Raw genomic sequence first — 19506 nt, 5'->3', positions numbered from 1 at the left:
GCCGGGGCGGCTGGGCTAGAATGCCGTCTTGCGTGGCCCCGGCCACGGCCCCATATCGGTCCCCATGTATTCCCGTAGCAGCGAACCTGTCCACTTCGAACGCGATTGCGAGGCCGTGATGGTCCCGCAGGGCGATACCGTGACCCTGCCCGCCGGCAGCTATGGGTACATCACCCAGGCGCTGGGCGGCAGCTATTCGGTGTTCGTCGAGGGCAACCTGTTCCGCATCGCCGGCAAGGACGGGGACGCCATCGGCAAGGAGGCACCGGCACCGCTGGAGCTGCCGGCCGATGCCACCGACGAACAGGTGGAACAGCTGGTGTGGCAGCAGCTGCGCACCTGCTTCGACCCGGAAATTCCGGTGAACATCGTCGAACTGGGCCTGGTCTACGAGGTCGAGATCAAGCACCTGGACGAAGGCCAGCGCGAGATCGACGTGAAGATGACCCTGACCGCACCGGGCTGCGGCATGGGTGACATCCTGGTCGACGACGTGCGCAGCAAGCTTGAAATGATCCCGACGGTGGCCGAGGCCGACGTCGACCTGGTGTTCGACCCGCCGTGGAACCAGCACATGATGTCCGAGGCGGCCCGGCTCGAGACCGGCATGCTTTGACCCAGGGCCCGCAGTGACGCGGGCCCGGCACTACCCGCAACCAGAACAGGAATCCTCCGGTGTCCCAGTCCATTCCCAGCTTCGCCGTCACCCGTTCGGACCACCCGCGCAGCGCTGAAGAGCGCGCCCAGATCCTGGAGAAGCCGGGCTTCGGCCTGCACTTCACCGACCACATGGTGGAAGTGCGCTGGGACAAGGACACCGGCTGGCACAACGCCAACGTGCGCGCCTACGGCCCGCTGCAGCTGGACCCGGCTGCAGCCGTGCTGCATTACGGCCAGGAAATCTTCGAAGGCATCAAGGCCTATCGTCATGCCGACGGTTCGATCTGGACCTTCCGCCCGGATGCCAACGGCCGTCGCCTGCAGCGTTCGGCGCAGCGCCTGGCGCTGCCGGAATTGCCGGTGGAGATCTTCGTCGAATCGCTGAAGCAGCTGATCGCCGTCGACAGCGCCTGGGTGCCGTCGGCCGATGAGTCGAGCCTGTACTTCCGTCCGTTCATGATCGGCGACGAAGCCTTCCTCGGCGTGCGTGGCGCGCACAAGGCCGGCTACTACGTCATCGCCAGCCCGGCCGGCCCGTACTTCGCCAAGGGCGTCGCCCCGGTGTCGATCTGGCTGTCGACCGAGTACGCACGTGCGGCCAAGGGCGGCACCGGCGCCGCCAAGTGCGGTGGCAACTACGCGGCTTCGCTGCTGCCGCAGCAGAAGGCGCAGGCACAGGGCTGCTCGCAGGTGCTGTTCCTCGATCCGGTGGAGGGCAAGTACCTGGAAGAACTGGGCGGCATGAACGTGTTCCTGGTCTACAAGGACGGCACGCTGGTCACCCCGCAGCTCTCGGGCAGCATCCTTGAGGGCATTACCCGCGAGAGCATCCTGCAGCTGGCCCGCGACCGCGGCATGAAGGTCGAAGAGCGCAAGGTCAGCATCGACGAGTGGAAGGACGGCGTTGCCTCCGGCGAGATCGCCGAAGTGTTCGCCTGCGGCACCGCGGCGGTGGTCACCCCGATCGGCCAGCTGAAGGGCGAGGGCTTCTCGGTGGGGGACATCAACGCCCCGGCCGGCGAAGTGACCATGTCGCTGCGCAAGGAACTGACCGACATCCAGTACGGCCGCCTGCCGGACCGCCACAACTGGCTGGTCAAGCTGGGCTGATCACCCACGCCGAACCGTAGCGTCGAGCCATGCTCGACTGCGCCTCTGGAAAGCCCGTCCCAGTGACGGGCTTTCTGCATTGTGGGCGCGCCCGCCAGACCGCAGCAGGTGATTACTTGACGCAAATATGTTTGCAATGCAAACTAAATTCAAGCGACCCCGATGGAGCGTGTCATGCAGCAGCCGTCCGTCATTGATCCTTCCTCGCGCCTGCAGGCGCTGACCCGTGAATACTCGCGGTATTCGCGAAGTGCCGGGGGCCTGTCGGCGATGGCAGGCGGCATCGCCTGCCTGGCCTCGTTTCTTGCCGGCGCTCTGTTGCCGACCACCCTGGCGCTGCGCATCGTGCTGATTGCCGTGCCGGTGCTGTGGATCGTCGGCAAGCAATGGATGGCACGCCGCTACTACCAGCGGCTGGGCCAGGTCGAAGAGCAGGTCACGCCTGTCGAACGCAATTTCCAGCGCTTCTTCATTGCCTTCACCGCGCTGGTAAGCGTGCTGGTGATCGGCAGCGTGCTGACCCGGCTGGTACCGATGGGCGAACGCGCCTGGGACCTGCGCGCCATTGGCTACCTGGTCGTGGTGGCACTGTTGCCCTGGGTGGTGTGGCGCTGGCTGCGGACACCGCTGGAATTCATCGTGGGCGTGTTCCTGCTGTGCCAAGCCGCGCTGGCCTTCACCGGGCAGGCGTACGGCTTCGGCCCGAGCACCGCGGTGTTCCCCTTGGCATCCATCGCACTGATCGTGGTCGGCTGGCGTGACCACCAGCGCTTCCAGCGGCTGCAGGTGGAGATGCGCGCGTTCATGGCGGCGCGGACGAACGTCGAATGACCCAGCTGCCTGATTCCAGAGCGCTGCTCCAGCTCGACCGCTTGATCCACGAGCCGGCGCGCCTGCTGATCCTGTCGATCCTGGCAGGTGCCGAATCCGCCGAGTTCGGATTTGTCGAGCATCTCAGCGGGTTGAGCAAGGGCAACCTCTCCAGCCATCTGAGCAAGCTTGAGGCGGCAGGTCTGGTCGGCATCGACAAGTCGTTCCGCGGCAAGCGCCCACTGACCACCTTGCAGTTGACGCCGAGGGGCCGCACTGCCCTGGCCGAGTACCGCACGCAGCTGGCGGCCATCGTTGCCGGCCTTCCCGATCCGGATCGAAAGGACCCCTGACATGACATTGCTTCTGCGCCTGTTTGCAGTTCTGGTTGTTTCCTTCTCTGCTCTCCCCAGTGCGGCTGCGGCCACAGATCCGCGCCAACAAGGCGCCACGCTGACCACGCAGTTCTACGAAGGGCACGTCGACGCACTGTGGGAACGGATGACGCCGCAGATGCAGGCGGGGCTGCAGTCCCCGCAGAGCCTGGTGGCGCTGCGCGAGCAGGTGCTGGCGGGCTGGGGCGCAGAAACCGAGCTGGTCAGTGAGAAGGTCGAGAAGGTTGATGGATTCGACACCTATCTGCGGCAGGCGCGCTTCGCCAGGAGCCCGGCCATCATCCAGGTGCTGTGGGCCATCGATGCCGAAGGGCGGATCGGCGGCTTCTACATCCGCCCGCTACAGACCACACCGCCGCAGGCAGCGGCGAGCGGGTTCCTCGACTATCAGACCCGCACACGGCTGCAACTGCCGTTCGACGATGAGTACTTCGTGTTCTGGGGCGGGCGTACTGTCGAACAGAACTACCATGCGGCCCATGCCGGCCAGCGCTTCGCGCTGGATCTGCTGGTGGTCCGCGATGGCCGCTCGCACCGCGGTGATGGGCTGCGCAACGATGACTACTACTGCTTCGGTCGCCCGATCCTCGCGCCAGCCGACGGCACGGTGGTGGAGGTGATCGAGGGTGTGGCCGACAACGTGCCGGGCCAGATGAATGCCGCCCAGCTCACCGGCAACCGCGTCATCCTCGACCACGGCAATGAGGAATACTCGGTGCTGGCGCACCTGCGCCAGGGCAGTGTGCGCGTCGCGCAGGGACAGGTTGTCCGCAGCGGCGCGCACCTCGGTGACTGTGGCAACAGCGGCAACTCCTCCGAGCCGCACCTGCACTACCAGCTGCAGGCCGGGCCCGTGTTCGGTGTCGGCGAAGCGTTGCCGGCACAGTTCTCCGGCTACGTGGCCGATGGCCAGCCGGTTGCACGCGGCGAGCCGGTCAAAGGGCAGCGCATCCGGCCGGCGCGCGTTCCGCAGGCAAAGTAGTCAGCGCGTCCGACGCGGCGGGCAGGCGCTCCGCGGTCGTTGGTGCCAGCAGTGGACGCCGATGTCGGCAAAGTCATCGCAGGACATGTGATGACCCAGTCAGGTGCGTGCAGGGCACGAGAAAGTTCCTTCACCTTCACAAACCCTCGACCCGGGAAGTCTCAGAACGAACATTTCATCTTGCTGAAAAGACGCTGAAAATCTTGTGGTGTCCGGTTTTGGTCTTTAGCGTCATCTGCACGGCGGATCGGAAGGGGGATCCGCTGGCTCGCCGGACTTCGAACCTCGCCAATGCAAGCCAGCCCAGGGTTCGGGCCGGTGCTTCTGCCGATTCCGGCATTCACACCACAAGAAAGGGAAATACGATGTCCCAGGTAACGCAACCGCGTGTGCGTCGAGTGTGGGTGGTCCTTGGTGCGTCCGTCCTGTCATCGCTGCTGCTGGCCACGCCTGCGCTGGCCGGTGATGTCCAGCTCAGCGGCCTGCAGTCCGCGCAGACCCACCAGCGTTTCATCGTGAAGTACCGCGACGGCAGCGCGCCGGTGGCCAACACCACCGCACTGGCCTCTTCACTGAAGAGTGCCGCCGCCGGCCTGGCCAGCAGCCAGGGCCGCGCGCTGGGCCTGCAGCAGGTCCGCAAGCTGGCCGTCGGCCCGACCCTGGTCAAGACCGATCGTCCGCTCGACCAGGCCGAATCCGAGCAGCTGATGCGCAAGCTGGCCGCCGACCCGAACGTGGAATACGTTGAAGTCGACCAGATCATGCGTGCCACGCTGACCCCGAACGACACCCGCTTCAGCGAGCAATGGGGCTTCGGCACCTCCAATGCCGGCATCAACATCCGGCCGGCCTGGGACAAGGCCACCGGCACCGGTGTGGTCGTGGCGGTGATCGACACCGGCATCACCAACCATGCCGACCTCAATGCCAACATCCTGCCGGGCTACGACTTCATCAGCGATGCGGCGATGGCGCGCGACGGCAACGGCCGCGACAACAACCCGAACGATGAGGGCGACTGGTACGGCGACAACGAGTGCCAGGCGGGCTACCCGGGCTCGAACTCCAGCTGGCACGGTACCCACGTGGCCGGTACGGTGGCGGCGGTGACCAACAACAGCACCGGCGTGGCAGGTACCGCATTCAACGCCAAGGTCGTGCCGGTGCGCGTGCTCGGCAAATGCGGCGGTTACACCTCTGACATTGCCGACGCGATTGTGTGGGCCTCCGGCGGCAGCGTCAGCGGCGTGCCGGCCAATGCCAATCCGGCCGAGGTCATCAACCTCTCGCTAGGCGGCGGTGGCAGCTGCTCGACCACCTACCAGAACGCGATCAATGGCGCTGTCGGCCGTGGCACCACCGTGGTGGTCGCCGCTGGCAACAGCAACACCAACGTGTCCTCGTCGGTGCCGGCCAACTGCCCGAACGTGATCGCAGTGGCGGCCACCACCTCGGCCGGTGCGCGTGCCAGCTTCTCCAACTATGGCAACGGCATCGATATCTCGGCACCGGGCCAGGGCATCCTGTCCACCCTCAACAGCGGCACCACTACCCCGGGCAGTGCCAGCTACGCTTCGTACAACGGCACCTCGATGGCGGCACCGCACGTGGCCGGCGTGGTCGCGCTGATGCAATCCGTAGCCCCGAGCCCGCTGAGCCCGGCGCAGGTGGAGAGCATCATCAAGAGCACCGCACGCCCGCTGCCGGGCGCCTGCTCGGGTGGCTGCGGCGCCGGCATCATCGACGCCGACGCGGCGGTCGCTGCAGCGATCAACGGCGGCGGCCCGAACCCGGGTGGCAACGTGCTGCAGAACAACGTTCCGGTGACCGGCCTGGGCGCTGCCAGCGGCGCTTCGCTGAGTTACACCGTGAACGTTCCGGCCGGCAGCACCCAGCTGCGCGTGGCGATCAGTGGCGGCAGCGGTGACGCCGACCTGTATCTGCGCCAGGGCAGTGCCCCGACCGACACGGTGTACACCTGCCGTCCGTACCTGAGCGGCAATGCTGAAACCTGCACCGTCAACAGCCCCGCCGCCGGCACCTGGTATGTGCGGGTGAAGGCGTACAGCACCTTCTCGGGCCTGACCCTCAACGCCCAGTACTGAGCCCAAGCCCCTCTCCATGGGCACGCCCCGGCTTAGGCCGGGGCGTTTTTGCATGGGGCCGCGCGGTGGTGCGTGCCGCCGCGCCGTGGTGGGTGCCGACCTTGGTCGGCACGCCGTTCCTCAAACCGATTCGAAGCGGTTCGCGGCCACGTTCTTGCGCACGTGCTGCGGGTCGAAAATCCGCCCGTTCATCGCGATGTACACGCCGCTCGGCAACGACTGCACCGCACCGATCGCGCAGCCGATGTTGAACTCCGCATCCGAACCGCGGAAACGCGCCGGGCTCAGCGCGCCGGTCATCACGATGGTCTTGTCCGGGATCGTCGCCAGCACCTTGCCGGTCTGCACCATCGAATCGGTGCCGTGGGTCACCAGCACGTGCCGGGTCGGCTGCGCGGCGATGGTGGCGCGGATCAGTTCGCGGTCTTCATCGTTGATGTGCAGCGAATCCTTGCGCAGGATCGGAATCACATTGAAGCGGAACGTCACGCCCAGCTCGCGCAGGATCATGCCGATCTGGGGGTCGCCGATCTGGTAGTCCGACTTGTCGTCGAAGTAGATCTTGTCGATCGTGCCACCGGTGGTGACGACCAGGAGCTCTTCCATCATGTGCATGCGCGAAACCAGGACAGGTACAGCGGCGCGGGGCCAGGAACACAGATGATACGGCCCGGCGGGCGCAGCGTCAGCGTCGCTTGCCGAAGCGGGCGCGCAGCCCTGGCAGGCTGGCGCTGAAGATCACCAGCAGGGCCAGCGCGATCTCGATCAGCGCCAGCCAGCGCGTCTCCGGGTGGCTCCAGGCGCTCATCACGCCGTGGCTGAACCAGCCCAGGGCCAGCACCGAGGCCCAGAAACCGGCCTTGCGCCAGCCCAGGCGCAGTGCGATGGCCAGTGCCAGTGGCGGCGCGGTGAACACCAGCTGGGTGGCCAGCCAGTGCTTGTCATTGATGAACCAGCCGGCGAACAGCGCGGCCAGCCCCATCAGGGCCAGCAGCAGGACCGTGCGCGGCGCGGCGCTCATCGGGCCAGCCGCTGCGCGATGTCGGCCACCCGGTGGCCCAGCGCGCGCGCCAGCACCGCCTCGTCGTCGGTCGGCTGCGGGTCGTCGGCGGCACCGGCGACGTGGCTGGCGCCATAGGGCGTGCCGCCACTGGTGGTGTGGCTCAGCGCCGGCTCGGTGAACGGGATGCCGACGATCACGCAGCCATGGTGCAGCAGCGGCACCTGCATCGACAGCAGGGTCGATTCCTGCCCGCCGTGCATCGAGGCGGTGGAGGTGAACACGCCGGCCGGCTTGCCCGACAGGGTGCCGTTGACCCATTCGGCGCCCAGCCCATCCAGGAAATGCTTCACCGGGGCGGCCATGTTGCCGAAGCGGGTCGGGCTGCCGAGCAGCAGGCCCTGGCATTCGACCAGGTCCTGCACGCTCACGTAGGGGGCGCCATCGTCGGGCACCGGCGGCTGTGCGGTCTGGGTCACCGCGGCCACCGGCGGCACCGTGCGCAGGCGCGCGGTCATGCCCGGCACTTCGCCGATGCCCCGCGCGATCTGGCGCGCCAGCCGTGCCACCGAACCGCCCCGGCTGTAGTACAGCACCAGAATCTCGCCCATCGTGCCCGCTCCTCCTCGTCGTGTGGCCACCAGTATGGCTATCCTGCGAGCATTCCGCATCGGGTACCCTTTCGCCGATGGAACCTTTGGATACGCTCAACCTGTGGATGGAGCGCGCGCGGGATCGCGCACGGGCCATCAGTTTCGGCCGCTTCCTGTGGCATCGCTTCCTCGACGACCGCCTGTTCCAGGCAGCGGCGGCGCTGGCGTACACCACGGTGTTCGCGCTGGTGCCGCTGGCCATCGTGGTGTTCGGCGTGCTCTCGGCCTTCCCTGTCTTCGACCGCTGGAGCGACCAGCTCAGCGATTACGTCTTCTCCAACTTCGTGCCCAACGCCGCGCGTGCGGCGGAGGGCTACCTGCGGCAGTTCTCGGCCAGTGCCGGCCAGCTCACCGCCGCCGGCTTCATCGCGCTGGTGGTCTCGCTGCTGATCACCCTCAACAGCGTTGAAGAGACCTTCAACCAGATCTGGCGGGTCGGTTCGACCCGGCCCAAGCTGACCCGCTTCCTGGTCTACTGGACCGTGCTGACGTTGGGCGCGATGCTCGCTGCCGCTTCGCTGGCGGTGTCGGCGCGTGTGTTCGCGATGCCATTGTTCGGGACCCAGGAAGGTCGTTGGCTGGCCGAGTTCGCGCTGCGGCTGGCGCCGATCCTGATCGAGTTCGTCTGCATCACGCTGATGTTCCGGGTGGTGCCGCACCACACCGTGAAATGGCGGCACGCGGTGCCCGGCGCGATTCTCGCGGCGGTGATCCTGGAACTGGTGAAGTGGGGCATCGGCGCCTATCTGGGCAGTTTCCAGTCCTACCAGAAGCTCTACGGCACGGTGGCGTTCGTGCCGATCCTGCTGCTGTGGATCTACCTGTGCTGGGTGGCGGTGCTGCTGGGCGCGTCGCTGTCCTCGTCGATGGCGGCCTTCCGCTACCAGCCGGTGGAACTGCGCCTGCCGCAGGGCTACGAGTTCTATGGCCTGCTGCGCCTGCTCGGCCGCTTCCACCATGCACGTGCCAAGGGCAAGGGCCTGGCCGACGATGAAATCCTGCGTCTGGAGCCGATGCTGACCGACTCGCTGCTGCAGGACCTGGCCTGCAACCTGCAGGAAATCGGCCTGTTGCGCCGCGATGAACGCGGCGAATGGCTGCTCTCGCGCGACCTGGACCAGGTGAGCCTGGCCGATCTGTACGAATGCACCCAGCTGCGCATCCCGGTAGCCGAGCAGCATCTGCCCTACCGCGACGACAGCCTGGGCCGTGCTGCGCTGGCAGCACTGGACGATCTGCGGCTGCCCCTGCGCGAACGCCTCAAGCGCAAGGTCAGCGATATCTACACCGATTCCGGAGACATGCCATGACCCGCAAGACCCCGTTGCTGCTCCCGCTGGCCCTGCTGCTGGCGCTGTCGGCCTGCAAGCCGGCCCAGGAGCCGACCCCCGCCAGCAGCCAGCCACCGGCACAGGCGCCGACGCCGACCACTCCGGCACCGGTCGATGAAACCCCGGCCGAGCGCACCACTGCCGAATTCCCGACGCTGAAGATGAAGGCAGTGGATGGCAGCGACTACGACCTGGCTGCGCATCGCGGCAAGTGGGTGGTGGTGAATTTCTGGGCGACCTGGTGTGCACCGTGCCGCAAGGAAATGCCGGAGCTGTCGGCGCTGCACGCGATGCGCAGCAACATCGAGGTGGTCGGCCTGGCCTATGAAGACATCGAGGTGCCGGAGATGCAGTCGTTCCTGACCAAGCATCCGGTGACCTATCCGATCGTGATCGTGGACCCGTTCGACCCGCCGGCGGATTTCGCCACGCCGCGTGGTTTGCCGTTGACGCACCTGCTGGACCCGCAGGGCAAGCTGGCGCACAGCTTCCTCGGCCCGGTGACGGCCGCCGACATCGAAAAGCAGATCGCTGCTGCCAAGTAGGTTGGGCATCGGCAGGGCTGCGCCCTGCACCCGCCGAAACTTTCAAGCAACGGCAACGGCAACAGCAACAGCAACTGCCAAAGTGCGATTTCCGTGTTGTGGCGGGGCGGTGTCGGAGTCCGGGGACGCCGCAAGTACGTCCATGTAGGCTTGGCAGCCGCATCCATGCGGCTGACACCCCGCACTCCGACACCGCCCCGCCTCTGACAGATTTCTGCGGCTGTTGGTGGGTGTCGACCTTGGTCGACACGTTAGATCCACGCCGTGCGTGGATGAATCTCCATTGAAATCGAATATTTCGACAATCGAATGAAGAGCATCCACGCATGTCGTCGATCTGCTGCAGGTCGCGAGAATCTGTCGAAGGCGGGGTGGGTCCGGTTGCGGGGGCGTGAGCCGCATGGATGCGGCGACCGAGCTTACATGGACGTACTTGCAGCGTCCCCCGCAACCGGACCCACCCCGCCTACCCACAGGTAACCCGCTTCTGCTTCGGCTGTTGCTTTTGCCTTGGTTCGTAGCAGGTGCAGGGCCGCAGGCCCTGCCGACCCACCCTATTCCTCGACCGGGAAATCCTCGATCGGCTTCAGCACATCGTAGTGCTCGCGATGCAGCTTGCCCTTCAGCTTCGGCAGCTCCGGCAACGGCGCATCCACCCGCGTATCCGGCAGCCGGTCCAGCAGGTTGCGCACCAGGGTCAGCCGGCCCAGCCGCTGGTCGTTGAAATCCACCAGCGTCCACGGCGCCGCCTCACGATGCGTCGCGCGCAGCATCGACTCGCGGGCCTCGGTGTAAGCGCTGTACTTGCTGCGCGATTTCAGGTCGACCGGGGAGAGCTTCCAGCCCTTAAGCGGATCGAGATGGCGTTCGGCGAAGCGCTTTTCCTGCTGCTCCTGGTCCACGCACAGCCAGTACTTGAACAGCAGGATGCCGTCGTCCACCAGCAGCTGTTCGAACACCGGCGCCTGATGCAGGAACTGCTGGTACTCGGTTTCGCTGCAATAGCCCATCACCCGCTCGACGCCTGCGCGGTTGTACCAGCTGCGGTCCATCAGCACGATCTCGCCGGCGGCCGGCAGGTGCGAGGCGTAGCGCTGGAAGTACCACTGCGTGGCTTCGCGGTCGGTGGGCTTGGGCAGCGCCACCACCCGGCATTGGCGCGGGTTGAGATGCTGGCTGATGGCCTGGATCGCGCCGCCTTTGCCTGCGGTATCACGTCCCTCGAACAGCACCAGCAGGCGTTGCCCGCTGTGCTGCACCCAGCGCGCCATCGCGGTCAGTTCCAGCTGCAAAGGCAGCAGCAGTTCGTCGTAGTCCTTGCGCTTGAGCTTGGCCATCGTCACACCACGCGGGGAGGAAGCCCGAGCGTAGCGCAGGGGTCGCTCAGGCGATGTCGAGGCCCTGCCAGCCCTGTTCGCCCGCCAGATGCTGCAGCAGCGCCGAAAGGTCGTGGGCAAATCCGGCCATGTCGAACAGGCCGCTGTCTTCGCGTGCCCGTGCCAGTTCAGCGCGCAACGCCGCCAGTGCTGCCGGATCGTTGCCCAGGGCGCTGGCGGTGGCGATGAACCCGGCATCGTCGGCGACATTCATCCGTGCCAGCCCCAGGTGGTGGTTGAGGCTGCCGGCCACGCGCGCGGCGAAGGTGTCGCCGGGGCAGGTCAGCACCGGGCAGCCGGCCCACAGTGCATCGGAGGCGGTGGTGTGGGCGTTGTACGGATGCGTGTCCAGGAACAGGTCGGCCAGCTGATAACGGGCCAGGTACTGAGGATGCGGCAGCTTGGCCATGAACACCAGGCGCGCCGGGTCCAGGCCTGCGGTCTGTGCGGCGGCACGCAGGCGCGCATCGGCCTGGCCGGGCCCGGACAGCAGCCACAGCACGCTGCCTGGCACCGCCTGCAGCACTGCGAAGGCACGGCCCATGCTGCGCGGGTTGAGCTTGTAGCTGTTGTTGAAGCAGCAGAACACCACGCCGTGTTCGGGCAGGCCGCACTCGGCGCGGGATGGTGCTGGCGCCAGGATGCGGGTGTTGTCCGAGGGCTGGAAGGCACGTGGCAGGCGCTGGACGCGTTCGCTGTAGTGCGGCTCCAGTGCGGGTGTCAGGGCGAAGGCATCGCCGATCACCGCATCCATCCACGGCGCGCCCGAGGTGCCCGGATAAGCCAGCCAGTTCAACTGCAGCGGGGCAGGGCGCATCGCCAGCACTTCCGGCGTGCCGCCGCCGCCCCAGCCGCGCAGGTCGAACAACAGGTCGATGCCCTGTGCGCGGATGCGTGCGGCAGTGTCTGCATGGCGCAGGCCAGCCACATCATGCAGCTGTGTGGCCGTCTGCAGGCGCTGGCGGATGCGGCTGCCGTCGTCGCGGTTCAACGCGAACAGATGCAGCTGCAACGCCGGGTCATGACGCAGCTGCTCGAACAGGGCCACGGTCAGCAGCCCGGTGGGATGGGCGCCGAAACCATTGGAAAGGAAACCGACGCGCAGGGGGCCGTGCGCGCGCACCTTCACGGCAGGAAGGGGACGTACCCCCGAAGCAACCACTGCGGCGCGTGCACGCGCGCAGGCCAGCTGTTCGGCCGCGCTGGCATCCTCGCTGAGGAACGCGAACGGTTCGACCACGCCTTGCCCGGTGGCCAGGGCGCCACGCACCTGTGTGGCCAGCGCATCCACGTCCTGCCAGTCGCAGAGGCGACGCTGCCAGGCCAGGCGCTGCGCGGCGATATAGGGTTCGTCCGGCATCAGCGCATGTGCACGGCGATAGGCCGCCGCCGCACCTTCTGCATCATCGGCATCTTCCAGCGCATGGCCCAGCCACAACGCGATGCCGGGGTGCTGCGGGGCCAGCGCCGAGGCCTGGCCGAGCAGCTTCGCCGCGTCGGCATGCGCGCCGGCCATCCAGGCCACGCGACCCAACCGTGCCAGTGCTTCAGGGTGATTCGGGCGCAGCTGCAGGGCACGTCGCGCGGCCTGTTCGCCGGCAGCGATGTCGCCGGCTTCCAGTTCCACATCGGCCAGCATGACCCAGGCGACGAAGTCGCCGGGCTGGCGTGCAATCGCCTGTTGCAGGTGCTGTCGCTGCTGCCAGGCCGTCATCGTGCTCAGCCCGCCGACAGCTGGGCCAGGGCGTCGACCTGGTGCTCGTGGCTGAGCCGCTGCAGCAGCGGATCGAGGTCGCCGGCCAGTACGTTGGGCAGGTCGTACAGCGTCAGGCCTTCCACACGGTGGTCGGTGATCCGGCCCTGCGGGAAGTTGTAGGTGCGGATGCGCTGGCTGCGGTCGCCGCTGCCGACCTGCAGGCGCCGCGATTCGGCCTGCGCCGCGTCCTGGCGCTGGCGCTCGGCGTCCAGTAGTTGTGCTTTCAGGCGTTTCATCGCCTTGTCGCGGTTGGCGTGCTGGCTGCGCTCGGTCTGGCATTCCACCACCACGCCGGTCGGCACGTGGGTGATGCGGATGGCCGATTCGGTCTTGTTCACGTGCTGGCCGCCGGCACCGGACGAGCGGAACGTATCCACCTTCAGGTCGGCCGGGTTGATGACGATGTCATCGACCTCATCGGCCTCGGGAATGATCGCTACGGTGGCCGCCGAGGTGTGGATGCGGCCCTGAGATTCGGTGGCCGGCACGCGCTGCACGCGATGCGTACCCGATTCGAACTTCAGGCGCGAGAACGCTCCACGGCCGACCACGCGCGCCACCACTTCCTTGTAGCCGCCGTGCTCGCCCGGACTGTCCGATTCGATCTCGACCTTCCAGCCCTGGCGTTCGGCGTAGCGGGCGTACATGCGGAACAGGTCGCCGGCAAAGATCGCTGCCTCGTCGCCGCCGGTACCCGCGCGCACTTCCAGGAACAGGTTGCCTTCGTCGCGCGGGTCGCGCGGCACCAGCAGCAGCGCCAGCTCCTGCTCCAGTTCCTGCAGGCGCGCCTGTGCAGCAGCGATTTCCTCGTCGGCCAGCTCGCGCAGGTCGGGGTCGGCGCGCATGCCTTCGGCGGCTGCCAGATCGGCCTTGGCACGGGCTTCATCAGCCAGGGCGATGGCGATCGGTTCAAGTTGGGCGAATTCGCGCGAAAGGTCGCGGAAACGAGTGTTGTCGGCGACCACATCGGGTTCGGCGAGCAGGCGTTCCAGTTCTTCGCGGCGCTCGGCCAGCGCTTCCAGCTTACGGCGCAGGGTCGGCGTCATCGGGTCTCACGGGTGGGTGGCGGTAACCCGGCGTGGCCGGGAACAGGCGCTCGGCGGCGCGGGTCAGGTCGGCATCGCCACTCAGCGCGGCCGCACGCAGGGCGGCGGTCGGCGGATGCAGCAGGCGGTTGGTCAGGCCGTGGGCAAGCAGCTCCAGCACTTCATCGGCCGGCTTGCCGTTGGCCAGTTGCTGGCGTGCGCGCTCCAGCAGCTCGGCGCGGGTGGCTTCGCCGAACGCGCGCAGCTGCCGCAGCGGCGCCTGGTGGGCGCTGGCCTGCTGGGTCTCGACGAAGCGCGACACCTGCAGGTCGATGATCGCCTCGGCTTCGGCGGCGGCCTCACGGCGGCCACGGCGGTTGTCTTCCACCGCACGCTCGAGATCGTCCACGGTGTAGAGGAAGGCATCGTTGAGCGTGCCGACCTCGGCCTCGATGTCGCGCGGTACGGCTAGGTCGAACAGCAGCATCGGCTTGTGCCGGCGCGCGCGCAGGGCCTTGGCCACCATCTCGCGATGGATCACCGGTTCGCGCGCAGCGGTGGCCGAGAACACCACGTCGGCCTCGCCCAGGTGGCGGTCCAGTTCGGTCAGCGGCAGGGCCACGCCGCCATGGCGGCTGGCAAGTTCCTGCGCGTGGGCGAGGGTGCGGTTGGCGATCAGCAGCCGGCGTACCTTGCCTTCGCTCAGGTGCCGTGCAGCCAGTTCGATGGTCTCGCCGGCACCGACCAGCAGCACGGTGGAATCGTCCAGCCGGGCGAACGCGTTCTGCGCCAGGCGCACTGCGGCCGACGCCACCGATACCGGGTTGGCGCCGACCTGGGTATCGGTGCGCGCACGCTTGGCCACCGAGAAGGTCTGCTGGAACAGGCGGTCCAGGCGCTGGCCGAGCAGGCCGTGGTCGCGCGCGGTCGACCAGGCATCCTTCACCTGGCCGAGGATCTGCGGTTCACCCAGCACCATCGAATCCAGGCCGGTGGCGACCCGGAACAGGTGGCGCACGGCTTCGGCATCGGCGTGCTGGTACAGGTAGCCCTGCAGGTCGCCGGCCTGGGTGTGCAGCCACTGGTCCAGCGCCTGTGCCGAATCGGCCACGGCATACAGCTCGGTGCGGTTGCAGGTGGACAGCAGCACCGCCTCGGCGATCTGCGGGGTATCGCGCAGCGAACCGAGCGCGCGCGGCAACGCCTCACCGGCGAAGGCCGCGCGCTCGCGCAGCTCCACCGGTGCGGTCTGGTGATTCAGTCCGAGCACCCACAGGGTCATTGTTCAGTTGCTTGCGATAAGCTGCTGGCCATTGGACGACATTTTAAGGCCCCGATGCCGACGATGCCCGCATTGATTCGCATCCCCAGTGTTCTGCTGCTGTCCCTGGCCTGCAGCCAGGCCCTGGCGGCGGTACCGGCCAAGGCCCCTGTAAGGGCCCCGGCCACTGAGGAACTGGCGCTGGAGCCGGTGATGGCCGGTGAGTTCGCCCTGCAGGCCGGCAAGCTGGCTGAGGCCGCGCGCTGGTACCTGCAGGCGGCCCAGCAGACCGACGGCGACGCCGGCCTGGCCGAGCGTGCGACCCGCATTTCCATGCTCGCCAACGATGATGCCAGCGCGGCCAAGGGCCTGGCCCTGTGGCAACAGCGGGCCCCGCGCTCATTGACCATGCGCAGTGCGGCCGGTGCGCTGGCCATGCGCCAGGGCGATGTGAAGGCCGCCCGCACCGAACTGCAGGGCCTGCTGGCCGACTCCGATGAGCGCGGTTGGAAGTTTGCCCTGGCCGCCCTGATCGGTGGGGGTCGCGATCCGGCGGTGCCCGCGCAGGTGCTGGGTGAGCTGGTCGACGCCAACGCCATTCCACCGAAGATCGAAGCCTGGCAGGAGTTCGGCCGCCTCGCCCTGCGCATGGACAAGCCCGAACTGGCGCGGCGCATGATCGATGAAGTGGTCAAGCGCTTCCCTGAAGAACCGCGTGTGGCGTTGCTGCGTGCCAGCCAGCTGCAGCAGGCCGGGGAGACCGGCAAGGCGCTGTCGCTGCTGCACGATGTGGAGCCTAGGACCCGCCAGGACCCGGAACTGCGCAATGCGGTGGCCATTGCCTACGACAGCCTCGGCCAGCCGTCCGCGGCCGAGCGCGTGCTGGCCTTTGGCCCGCAGGACGTGCAGACCTGGGGCATGCGCGCTTCGCTGCTGGCCAAGCAGGGCGACAAGGCGGCGCTGTCCAACCTCTACAACGAACTGTCGCGGCAGGCGGCCAAGCCGGACCCGGCGCAGCGCCTGCTGCTGGGCAAGATCGCCGAGTACCTGAAGCGTTATCCCGAGGCGGTGCAGTGGTATCACAGCGTGCCCGGCGGCGATGAGCTGAGCGAAGCGCGCCTGCGTGCGGCCAACGCCCAGGCCCTGGCCGGGCGTCTGCCGCTGGCACTGGATGAGGTGCACGCGATCCAGTCCGATGCGGTGGTTGACGACGACGTGCGCCGCGACGCCTACCTGCTGGAAGCGGAACTGCGCCAGCGCGCCGACGACAGCGCCGGTGAACTGGATGCGCTGGCCCGCGGCCTGGCCGCTTACCCGGATGACAACGGCCTGCTGTACGCCCGTGCGCTCACCTGGGAACGCCGCGATGACATTCCGCGCGCCGAGGCCGATCTGCGCAAGATCCTGGTGACCGACCCGGAGAACGTGCCGGCTTTGAACGCGCTGGGCTACACCCTGGCCGATCGCACCGGCCGCCTGCAGGAAGCACTGGAGCTGATCGACCGCGCCCGTGTGGCCGAACCGGACAACGCCGCCATCGTCGACAGCTATGGCTGGGTGTTGTATCGCCTGGGCCGCAAGGAAGAAGCACTGGTGCAGCTGCGCCGGGCCTGGACCCTGGCCAAGGACCCGGAGATCGCTTCCCACGTTGGCGAAGTGCTGTGGGTGCTGGGCAAGCATGACGAGGCCCGCCACTTCTTCGAAGAAGCGGCCAAGCTCGATCCTGAAAACCGCGCGCTGCTGCGCGCCCGCGAGAAATTCAATCCATGAGTGTTTCCCTGATCCGGCCGATGCTGTTGGTGGCCGTGACCCTGGCGGTGACCGCCTGTACCAGCGTGGGTACGCAGAAGACCGCGCCACCGGCGGTGGTCGAGACGGTTTCGGCCGAAGCGGCGCGGGCCGAGGCGGCGCGCGTGGCCGCGCTGCAGGCACAGTCGGACTGGGCCTTCCAGGGCCGGGTCGCGGTCAGCAAGGGCAAGGACGGCGGCAGCGGTCGCATCGACTGGAAGCAGGAGGGGCGCCGCTATGTGGTCGAGCTGAGCGCGCCGGTGACCCGGCAGAGCTGGAAGCTGACCGGCGATACCCATTCCGAAGCCGGTCGCCTTGAGGGACTGGCCGGCGGGCCGCGTGACGGCGAGGACGCCCAGCAGCTGCTGCTGGAGGCCACTGGCTGGGACATCCCGGTCAACCAGCTGCCGCAGTGGATCCGTGGCCTGGTGGCTGGCGATGCTGCCGGTCCGGAGAAGGTCGAGCGCGACGGTGAAGGCCGGCCGCGTCGTATGCAGCAGATGGGCTGGCAGGTGCAGTACCTGGACTGGTACCCGGCCGAGGCCGGGCGTCCGGCGCTGCCACGCCGGATCGAAGCCAGCCATGGTGACGCCAAGGTGCGCCTGCTGGTGGATCAGTGGGGGCAGGGCGCCCCATGAGTGCCGGGTGCGATGACGCGGGCTGGTCCTGGTGGCCGGCCCCGGCCAAGCTGAACCTGTTCCTGCATATCACCGGTCGCCGCGCCGATGGCTACCACGAGCTGCAGACCGTGTTCCGGCTGCTGGACTGGGGCGACCGCATTGGTCTGCGCCTGCGTGAAGACGGGCAGGTGCGTCGTGAGGGCGAGGGGCTGGTCGGCGTTGCCGAGGCGGATGATCTGGCGGTACGCGCCGCGCGAATTCTGAAAGACGCGGCCAATATCGCGAAAGGTGCCGACATCATCGTCGAAAAGCGCGTTTCTGCCGGCGGTGGCTTTGGCGGCGGTTCCTCCGATGCCGCCACCGTGCTGGTGGTGCTGAACCGGCTCTGGCGGGCCGGTCTGGATGAGGACGCGCTTGCTGCGTTGGGCCTGCGCCTGGGCGCGGACGTGCCGGTGTTCGTGCGCGGGCGCAATGCCTGGGCCGAAGGGGTGGGCGAACGCCTGCAGCCCATCGTGTTGGAGCCGGCCTGGTATGTGGTGGTTGAACCGGGCGTTCATGTTCCCACCCCGGCCCTGTTCGCAGACCCGGATTTGACGCGCGACAGCCCAGTGGCGAAAATAGAGGACTTCGCTTCCGGGACCCTGGTCGGGAACGCGTTCGAACCGGTGCTGCGCCGCCGTGAGCCTGCCGTCGAGGCAGCGTTCGCCGCGTTGAGCGATATCGGCACGGCGCGGCTGACCGGTTCGGGAAGTGGTTGTTTCGTCGAGTTCGCATCGCAGTCTGCCGCAGAGCAGGGACGGTCGAAGTTGCCGAAGGAGTTGCGGGCAAGGGTGGCAGCGGGCGTTGCGCGTTCGCCACTGCTGGATGCACTCGAGCAACACTGATTTATTAATGCAGGGGCGTCGCCAAGAGGCCCAAGGCACCAGGTTTTGATCCTGGCATTCGTAGGTTCGAATCCTACCGCCCCTGCCAATAGCGGCTGTGTCCGCGCCTTCCAGCGCATCGCCCGCGCGGGACGTGGAAACAACCGCGGTGTTGTCAGCAGCAAGGGTCCATCAGGGTCCTTGCCGACTCCGGATCCCCGCCACTCGTCCCCGCCCGAGACAATCATGATGCAAGAGTCCCCGAACCTGCTGGTCTTTTCCGGCAACGCCAACAAACGTCTGGCGCAGAATATCTGCAAGGAACTGGGGGTTCGCCCGGGCAAGGCGCTGGTCTCGCACTTCTCTGATGGCGAAGTGCAGGTGGAGATCGAAGAGAACGTCCGCAAGCAGGACGTGTTCGTGATCCAGCCGACCTGCGCGCCGAGCGCGGAAAACCTGATGGAACTGCTGGTGCTGATCGACGCGCTCAAGCGCGCATCGGTGGCCAGCGTGACCGCCGTGGTGCCGTACTTCGGCTACTCGCGCCAGGATCGCCGCATGCGTTCCTCGCGCGTGCCGATCACCGCCAAGCTGGCGGCGAAGATGTTCAGCACCGCTGGCGCTGATCGCGTGCTGACCGTCGACCTGCATGCTGACCAGATCCAGGGCTTCTTCGATATTCCGGTGGACAACGTGTATGCGTCCCCGCTGCTGCTGGCCGACATCTGGCGCGCCTACGGCACCGAGAACCTGATCGTTGTGTCGCCGGACGTGGGCGGCGTGGTCCGCGCCCGTGCGGTGGCCAAGCGCCTGGATGACGCCGACCTGGCGATCATCGACAAGCGCCGCCCGCGCGCCAACGTCTCCACCGTGATGAACATCATCGGTGACGTCGAAGGCAAGACCTGCGTGATGGTCGATGACATCGTCGACACCGCCGGCACCCTGTGCGCCGCTGCCGCTGCCCTGAAGGCGCGCGGTGCGCTCAAGGTCGCTGCCTACTGCACCCACGCGGTGCTGTCGGGCCCGGCAGTGGACAACATCACCAATTCCCAGCTCGACGAGCTGGTGGTGACCGACACCATCCCGCTGAAGGACGCCGCGCGGGTGTGCAGCAAGATCCGCCAGCTGAGCGTGGCGGAAATGCTGGCCGAAACGATGCGCCGCATCGCCTTCGGTGAGTCGGTCAGCTCGCTGTACGTCGACTGAGTTTTTCGTCCCTGCCG

The 19506-nt window shown here is 67.4% G+C and carries 19 protein-coding genes and 1 tRNA gene; 13 read left to right on the top strand and 7 right to left on the bottom strand.

Annotated features, from left to right (window positions below; all coding sequences use genetic code 11):
• Nucleotides 1-64: 64 nt before the first annotated feature.
• The 6 genes from sufT (at nt 65) to RI032_RS05295 (ending at nt 6062) form a co-directional block, all read left to right on the top strand.
• Nucleotides 65-616 carry a putative Fe-S cluster assembly protein SufT gene (gene sufT / locus RI032_RS05320; protein ID WP_012479222.1) on the top strand — a complete coding sequence of 184 codons (552 nt, stop codon included), beginning with the start codon at nt 65-67 and terminating at the stop codon, nt 614-616.
• A gap of 59 nt (nt 617-675) precedes the next feature.
• Nucleotides 676-1770, top strand: coding sequence for a branched-chain amino acid aminotransferase (locus RI032_RS05315; protein WP_010481775.1), 1095 nt, complete (start codon nt 676-678; stop codon nt 1768-1770).
• Nucleotides 1771-1944: 174 nt separating this feature from the next.
• Entirely contained in the window at nt 1945-2601 is a 657-nt protein-coding gene (locus tag RI032_RS05310; RefSeq protein WP_043398163.1) for a hypothetical protein, read from the top strand.
• The gene (locus tag RI032_RS05305) at nt 2598-2933 is read left to right on the top strand and encodes a transcriptional regulator (protein ID WP_322547949.1); all 336 of its coding nucleotides are present in this window, start codon (nt 2598-2600) and stop codon (nt 2931-2933) included. Before RI032_RS05310 ends, RI032_RS05305 begins: the two co-directional genes overlap by 4 nt.
• A gap of 1 nt (nt 2934) precedes the next feature.
• On the top strand, nt 2935-3957 hold the full coding sequence (locus tag RI032_RS05300) for a M23 family metallopeptidase (protein WP_322547948.1): 1023 nt from the start codon (nt 2935-2937) through the stop codon (nt 3955-3957).
• A 365-nt stretch (nt 3958-4322) separates the two neighbouring features.
• On the top strand, nt 4323-6062 hold the full coding sequence (locus RI032_RS05295) for a S8 family peptidase (RefSeq protein WP_029379778.1): 1740 nt from the start codon (nt 4323-4325) through the stop codon (nt 6060-6062).
• 120 nt (nt 6063-6182) lie between these two features.
• Here RI032_RS05295 and RI032_RS05290 read toward each other — a convergent pair whose 3' ends face one another.
• The 3 genes from RI032_RS05290 to wrbA form a co-directional block, all read right to left on the bottom strand.
• Entirely contained in the window at nt 6183-6668 is a 486-nt protein-coding gene (locus tag RI032_RS05290) for an asparaginase domain-containing protein (protein WP_010481766.1), read from the bottom strand.
• 79 nt (nt 6669-6747) lie between these two features.
• The gene (locus RI032_RS05285) at nt 6748-7083 is read right to left on the bottom strand and encodes a DUF2069 domain-containing protein (protein ID WP_049408967.1); all 336 of its coding nucleotides are present in this window, start codon (nt 7081-7083) and stop codon (nt 6748-6750) included.
• Nucleotides 7080-7673: an NAD(P)H:quinone oxidoreductase gene (gene wrbA, locus RI032_RS05280; protein WP_010481764.1), complete on the bottom strand. Its 594-nt coding sequence runs from the start codon at nt 7671-7673 to the stop codon at nt 7080-7082. Before wrbA ends, RI032_RS05285 begins: the two co-directional genes overlap by 4 nt.
• 77 nt (nt 7674-7750) lie before the next feature.
• Between wrbA and RI032_RS05275 the strand changes: the two genes are divergently transcribed.
• Nucleotides 7751-9025, top strand: a complete 1275-nt coding sequence (locus tag RI032_RS05275) for a YihY family inner membrane protein (RefSeq protein WP_019338135.1) — start codon at nt 7751-7753, stop codon at nt 9023-9025.
• The gene (locus RI032_RS05270; protein ID WP_019338136.1) at nt 9022-9591 is read left to right on the top strand and encodes a TlpA family protein disulfide reductase; all 570 of its coding nucleotides are present in this window, start codon (nt 9022-9024) and stop codon (nt 9589-9591) included. The genes RI032_RS05275 and RI032_RS05270 overlap by 4 nt, the downstream gene beginning before the upstream one ends.
• 554 nt (nt 9592-10145) lie before the next feature.
• On the opposite strand, the gene ppk2 is transcribed toward RI032_RS05270, so the two are convergent.
• From ppk2 to hemA, 4 genes are read right to left on the bottom strand one after another with little or no spacing between them, the layout of a single operon-like run.
• A complete protein-coding gene (gene ppk2 / locus RI032_RS05265; RefSeq protein ID WP_134959242.1) occupies nt 10146-10928 on the bottom strand; it encodes a polyphosphate kinase 2 in 783 nt (260 codons plus the stop codon).
• A gap of 46 nt (nt 10929-10974) precedes the next feature.
• Nucleotides 10975-12681, bottom strand: coding sequence for an O-linked N-acetylglucosamine transferase, SPINDLY family protein (locus RI032_RS05260; RefSeq protein ID WP_322547947.1), 1707 nt, complete (start codon nt 12679-12681; stop codon nt 10975-10977).
• 5 nt (nt 12682-12686) lie between these two features.
• Nucleotides 12687-13769 carry a peptide chain release factor 1 gene (gene prfA, locus RI032_RS05255; protein WP_010481754.1) on the bottom strand — a complete coding sequence of 361 codons (1083 nt, stop codon included), beginning with the start codon at nt 13767-13769 and terminating at the stop codon, nt 12687-12689.
• Nucleotides 13747-15030, bottom strand: coding sequence for a glutamyl-tRNA reductase (gene hemA / locus RI032_RS05250; RefSeq protein ID WP_010481752.1), 1284 nt, complete (start codon nt 15028-15030; stop codon nt 13747-13749). Before hemA ends, prfA begins: the two co-directional genes overlap by 23 nt.
• 63 nt (nt 15031-15093) lie before the next feature.
• Here hemA and RI032_RS05245 point away from each other — a divergent pair, with 63 nt between their 5' ends.
• From RI032_RS05245 to RI032_RS05225, 5 genes are all read left to right on the top strand, one after another.
• Nucleotides 15094-16779 (top strand): tetratricopeptide repeat protein, encoded by a 1686-nt coding sequence (locus RI032_RS05245; RefSeq protein ID WP_181299201.1) that lies wholly within the window; start codon nt 15094-15096, stop codon nt 16777-16779.
• On the top strand, nt 16776-17435 hold the full coding sequence (gene lolB / locus RI032_RS05240; protein ID WP_019338140.1) for a lipoprotein insertase outer membrane protein LolB: 660 nt from the start codon (nt 16776-16778) through the stop codon (nt 17433-17435). The genes RI032_RS05245 and lolB overlap by 4 nt, the downstream gene beginning before the upstream one ends.
• The gene (gene ispE, locus RI032_RS05235) at nt 17432-18301 is read left to right on the top strand and encodes a 4-(cytidine 5'-diphospho)-2-C-methyl-D-erythritol kinase (protein WP_322547946.1); all 870 of its coding nucleotides are present in this window, start codon (nt 17432-17434) and stop codon (nt 18299-18301) included. Before lolB ends, ispE begins: the two co-directional genes overlap by 4 nt.
• An 11-nt stretch (nt 18302-18312) precedes the next feature.
• A tRNA-Gln gene (locus RI032_RS05230) sits at nt 18313-18389 on the top strand.
• Nucleotides 18390-18529: 140 nt separating this feature from the next.
• Nucleotides 18530-19489, top strand: coding sequence for a ribose-phosphate diphosphokinase (locus tag RI032_RS05225; protein WP_005415400.1), 960 nt, complete (start codon nt 18530-18532; stop codon nt 19487-19489).
• The last annotated feature ends 17 nt before the right edge of the window (nt 19490-19506 follow it).

The sequence above is a fragment of the Stenotrophomonas geniculata genome, assembly GCF_034508895.1.
In the GTDB taxonomy this organism is placed as follows: Bacteria; Pseudomonadota; Gammaproteobacteria; order Xanthomonadales; family Xanthomonadaceae; genus Stenotrophomonas; species Stenotrophomonas geniculata.
This window is presented reverse-complemented; position numbering and strand designations above follow the sequence as displayed.

What these genes read in the sequence shown, in the direction of transcription:
- prfA (WP_010481754.1), bottom strand. Translation starts at nt 13,769, where the DNA reads ATGACGCCGACCCTGCGCCGTAAGCTGGAAGCGCTGGCCGAGCGCCGC.
- sufT (WP_012479222.1), top strand. Translation starts at nt 65, where the DNA reads ATGTATTCCCGTAGCAGCGAACCTGTCCACTTCGAACGCGATTGCGAG.
- RI032_RS05275 (WP_019338135.1), top strand. Translation starts at nt 7,751, where the DNA reads ATGGAACCTTTGGATACGCTCAACCTGTGGATGGAGCGCGCGCGGGAT.
- RI032_RS05305 (WP_322547949.1), top strand. Translation starts at nt 2,598, where the DNA reads ATGACCCAGCTGCCTGATTCCAGAGCGCTGCTCCAGCTCGACCGCTTG.
- hemA (WP_010481752.1), bottom strand. Translation starts at nt 15,030, where the DNA reads ATGACCCTGTGGGTGCTCGGACTGAATCACCAGACCGCACCGGTGGAG.
- RI032_RS05310 (WP_043398163.1), top strand. Translation starts at nt 1,945, where the DNA reads ATGCAGCAGCCGTCCGTCATTGATCCTTCCTCGCGCCTGCAGGCGCTG.
- wrbA (WP_010481764.1), bottom strand. Translation starts at nt 7,673, where the DNA reads ATGGGCGAGATTCTGGTGCTGTACTACAGCCGGGGCGGTTCGGTGGCA.
- ppk2 (WP_134959242.1), bottom strand. Translation starts at nt 10,928, where the DNA reads ATGGCCAAGCTCAAGCGCAAGGACTACGACGAACTGCTGCTGCCTTTG.
- RI032_RS05260 (WP_322547947.1), bottom strand. Translation starts at nt 12,681, where the DNA reads ATGACGGCCTGGCAGCAGCGACAGCACCTGCAACAGGCGATTGCACGC.
- RI032_RS05245 (WP_181299201.1), top strand. Translation starts at nt 15,094, where the DNA reads ATGCCCGCATTGATTCGCATCCCCAGTGTTCTGCTGCTGTCCCTGGCC.
- RI032_RS05270 (WP_019338136.1), top strand. Translation starts at nt 9,022, where the DNA reads ATGACCCGCAAGACCCCGTTGCTGCTCCCGCTGGCCCTGCTGCTGGCG.
- RI032_RS05285 (WP_049408967.1), bottom strand. Translation starts at nt 7,083, where the DNA reads ATGAGCGCCGCGCCGCGCACGGTCCTGCTGCTGGCCCTGATGGGGCTG.
- RI032_RS05295 (WP_029379778.1), top strand. Translation starts at nt 4,323, where the DNA reads ATGTCCCAGGTAACGCAACCGCGTGTGCGTCGAGTGTGGGTGGTCCTT.
- lolB (WP_019338140.1), top strand. Translation starts at nt 16,776, where the DNA reads ATGAGTGTTTCCCTGATCCGGCCGATGCTGTTGGTGGCCGTGACCCTG.
- RI032_RS05300 (WP_322547948.1), top strand. Translation starts at nt 2,935, where the DNA reads ATGACATTGCTTCTGCGCCTGTTTGCAGTTCTGGTTGTTTCCTTCTCT.
- RI032_RS05225 (WP_005415400.1), top strand. Translation starts at nt 18,530, where the DNA reads ATGCAAGAGTCCCCGAACCTGCTGGTCTTTTCCGGCAACGCCAACAAA.
- ispE (WP_322547946.1), top strand. Translation starts at nt 17,432, where the DNA reads ATGAGTGCCGGGTGCGATGACGCGGGCTGGTCCTGGTGGCCGGCCCCG.
- RI032_RS05290 (WP_010481766.1), bottom strand. Translation starts at nt 6,668, where the DNA reads ATGGAAGAGCTCCTGGTCGTCACCACCGGTGGCACGATCGACAAGATC.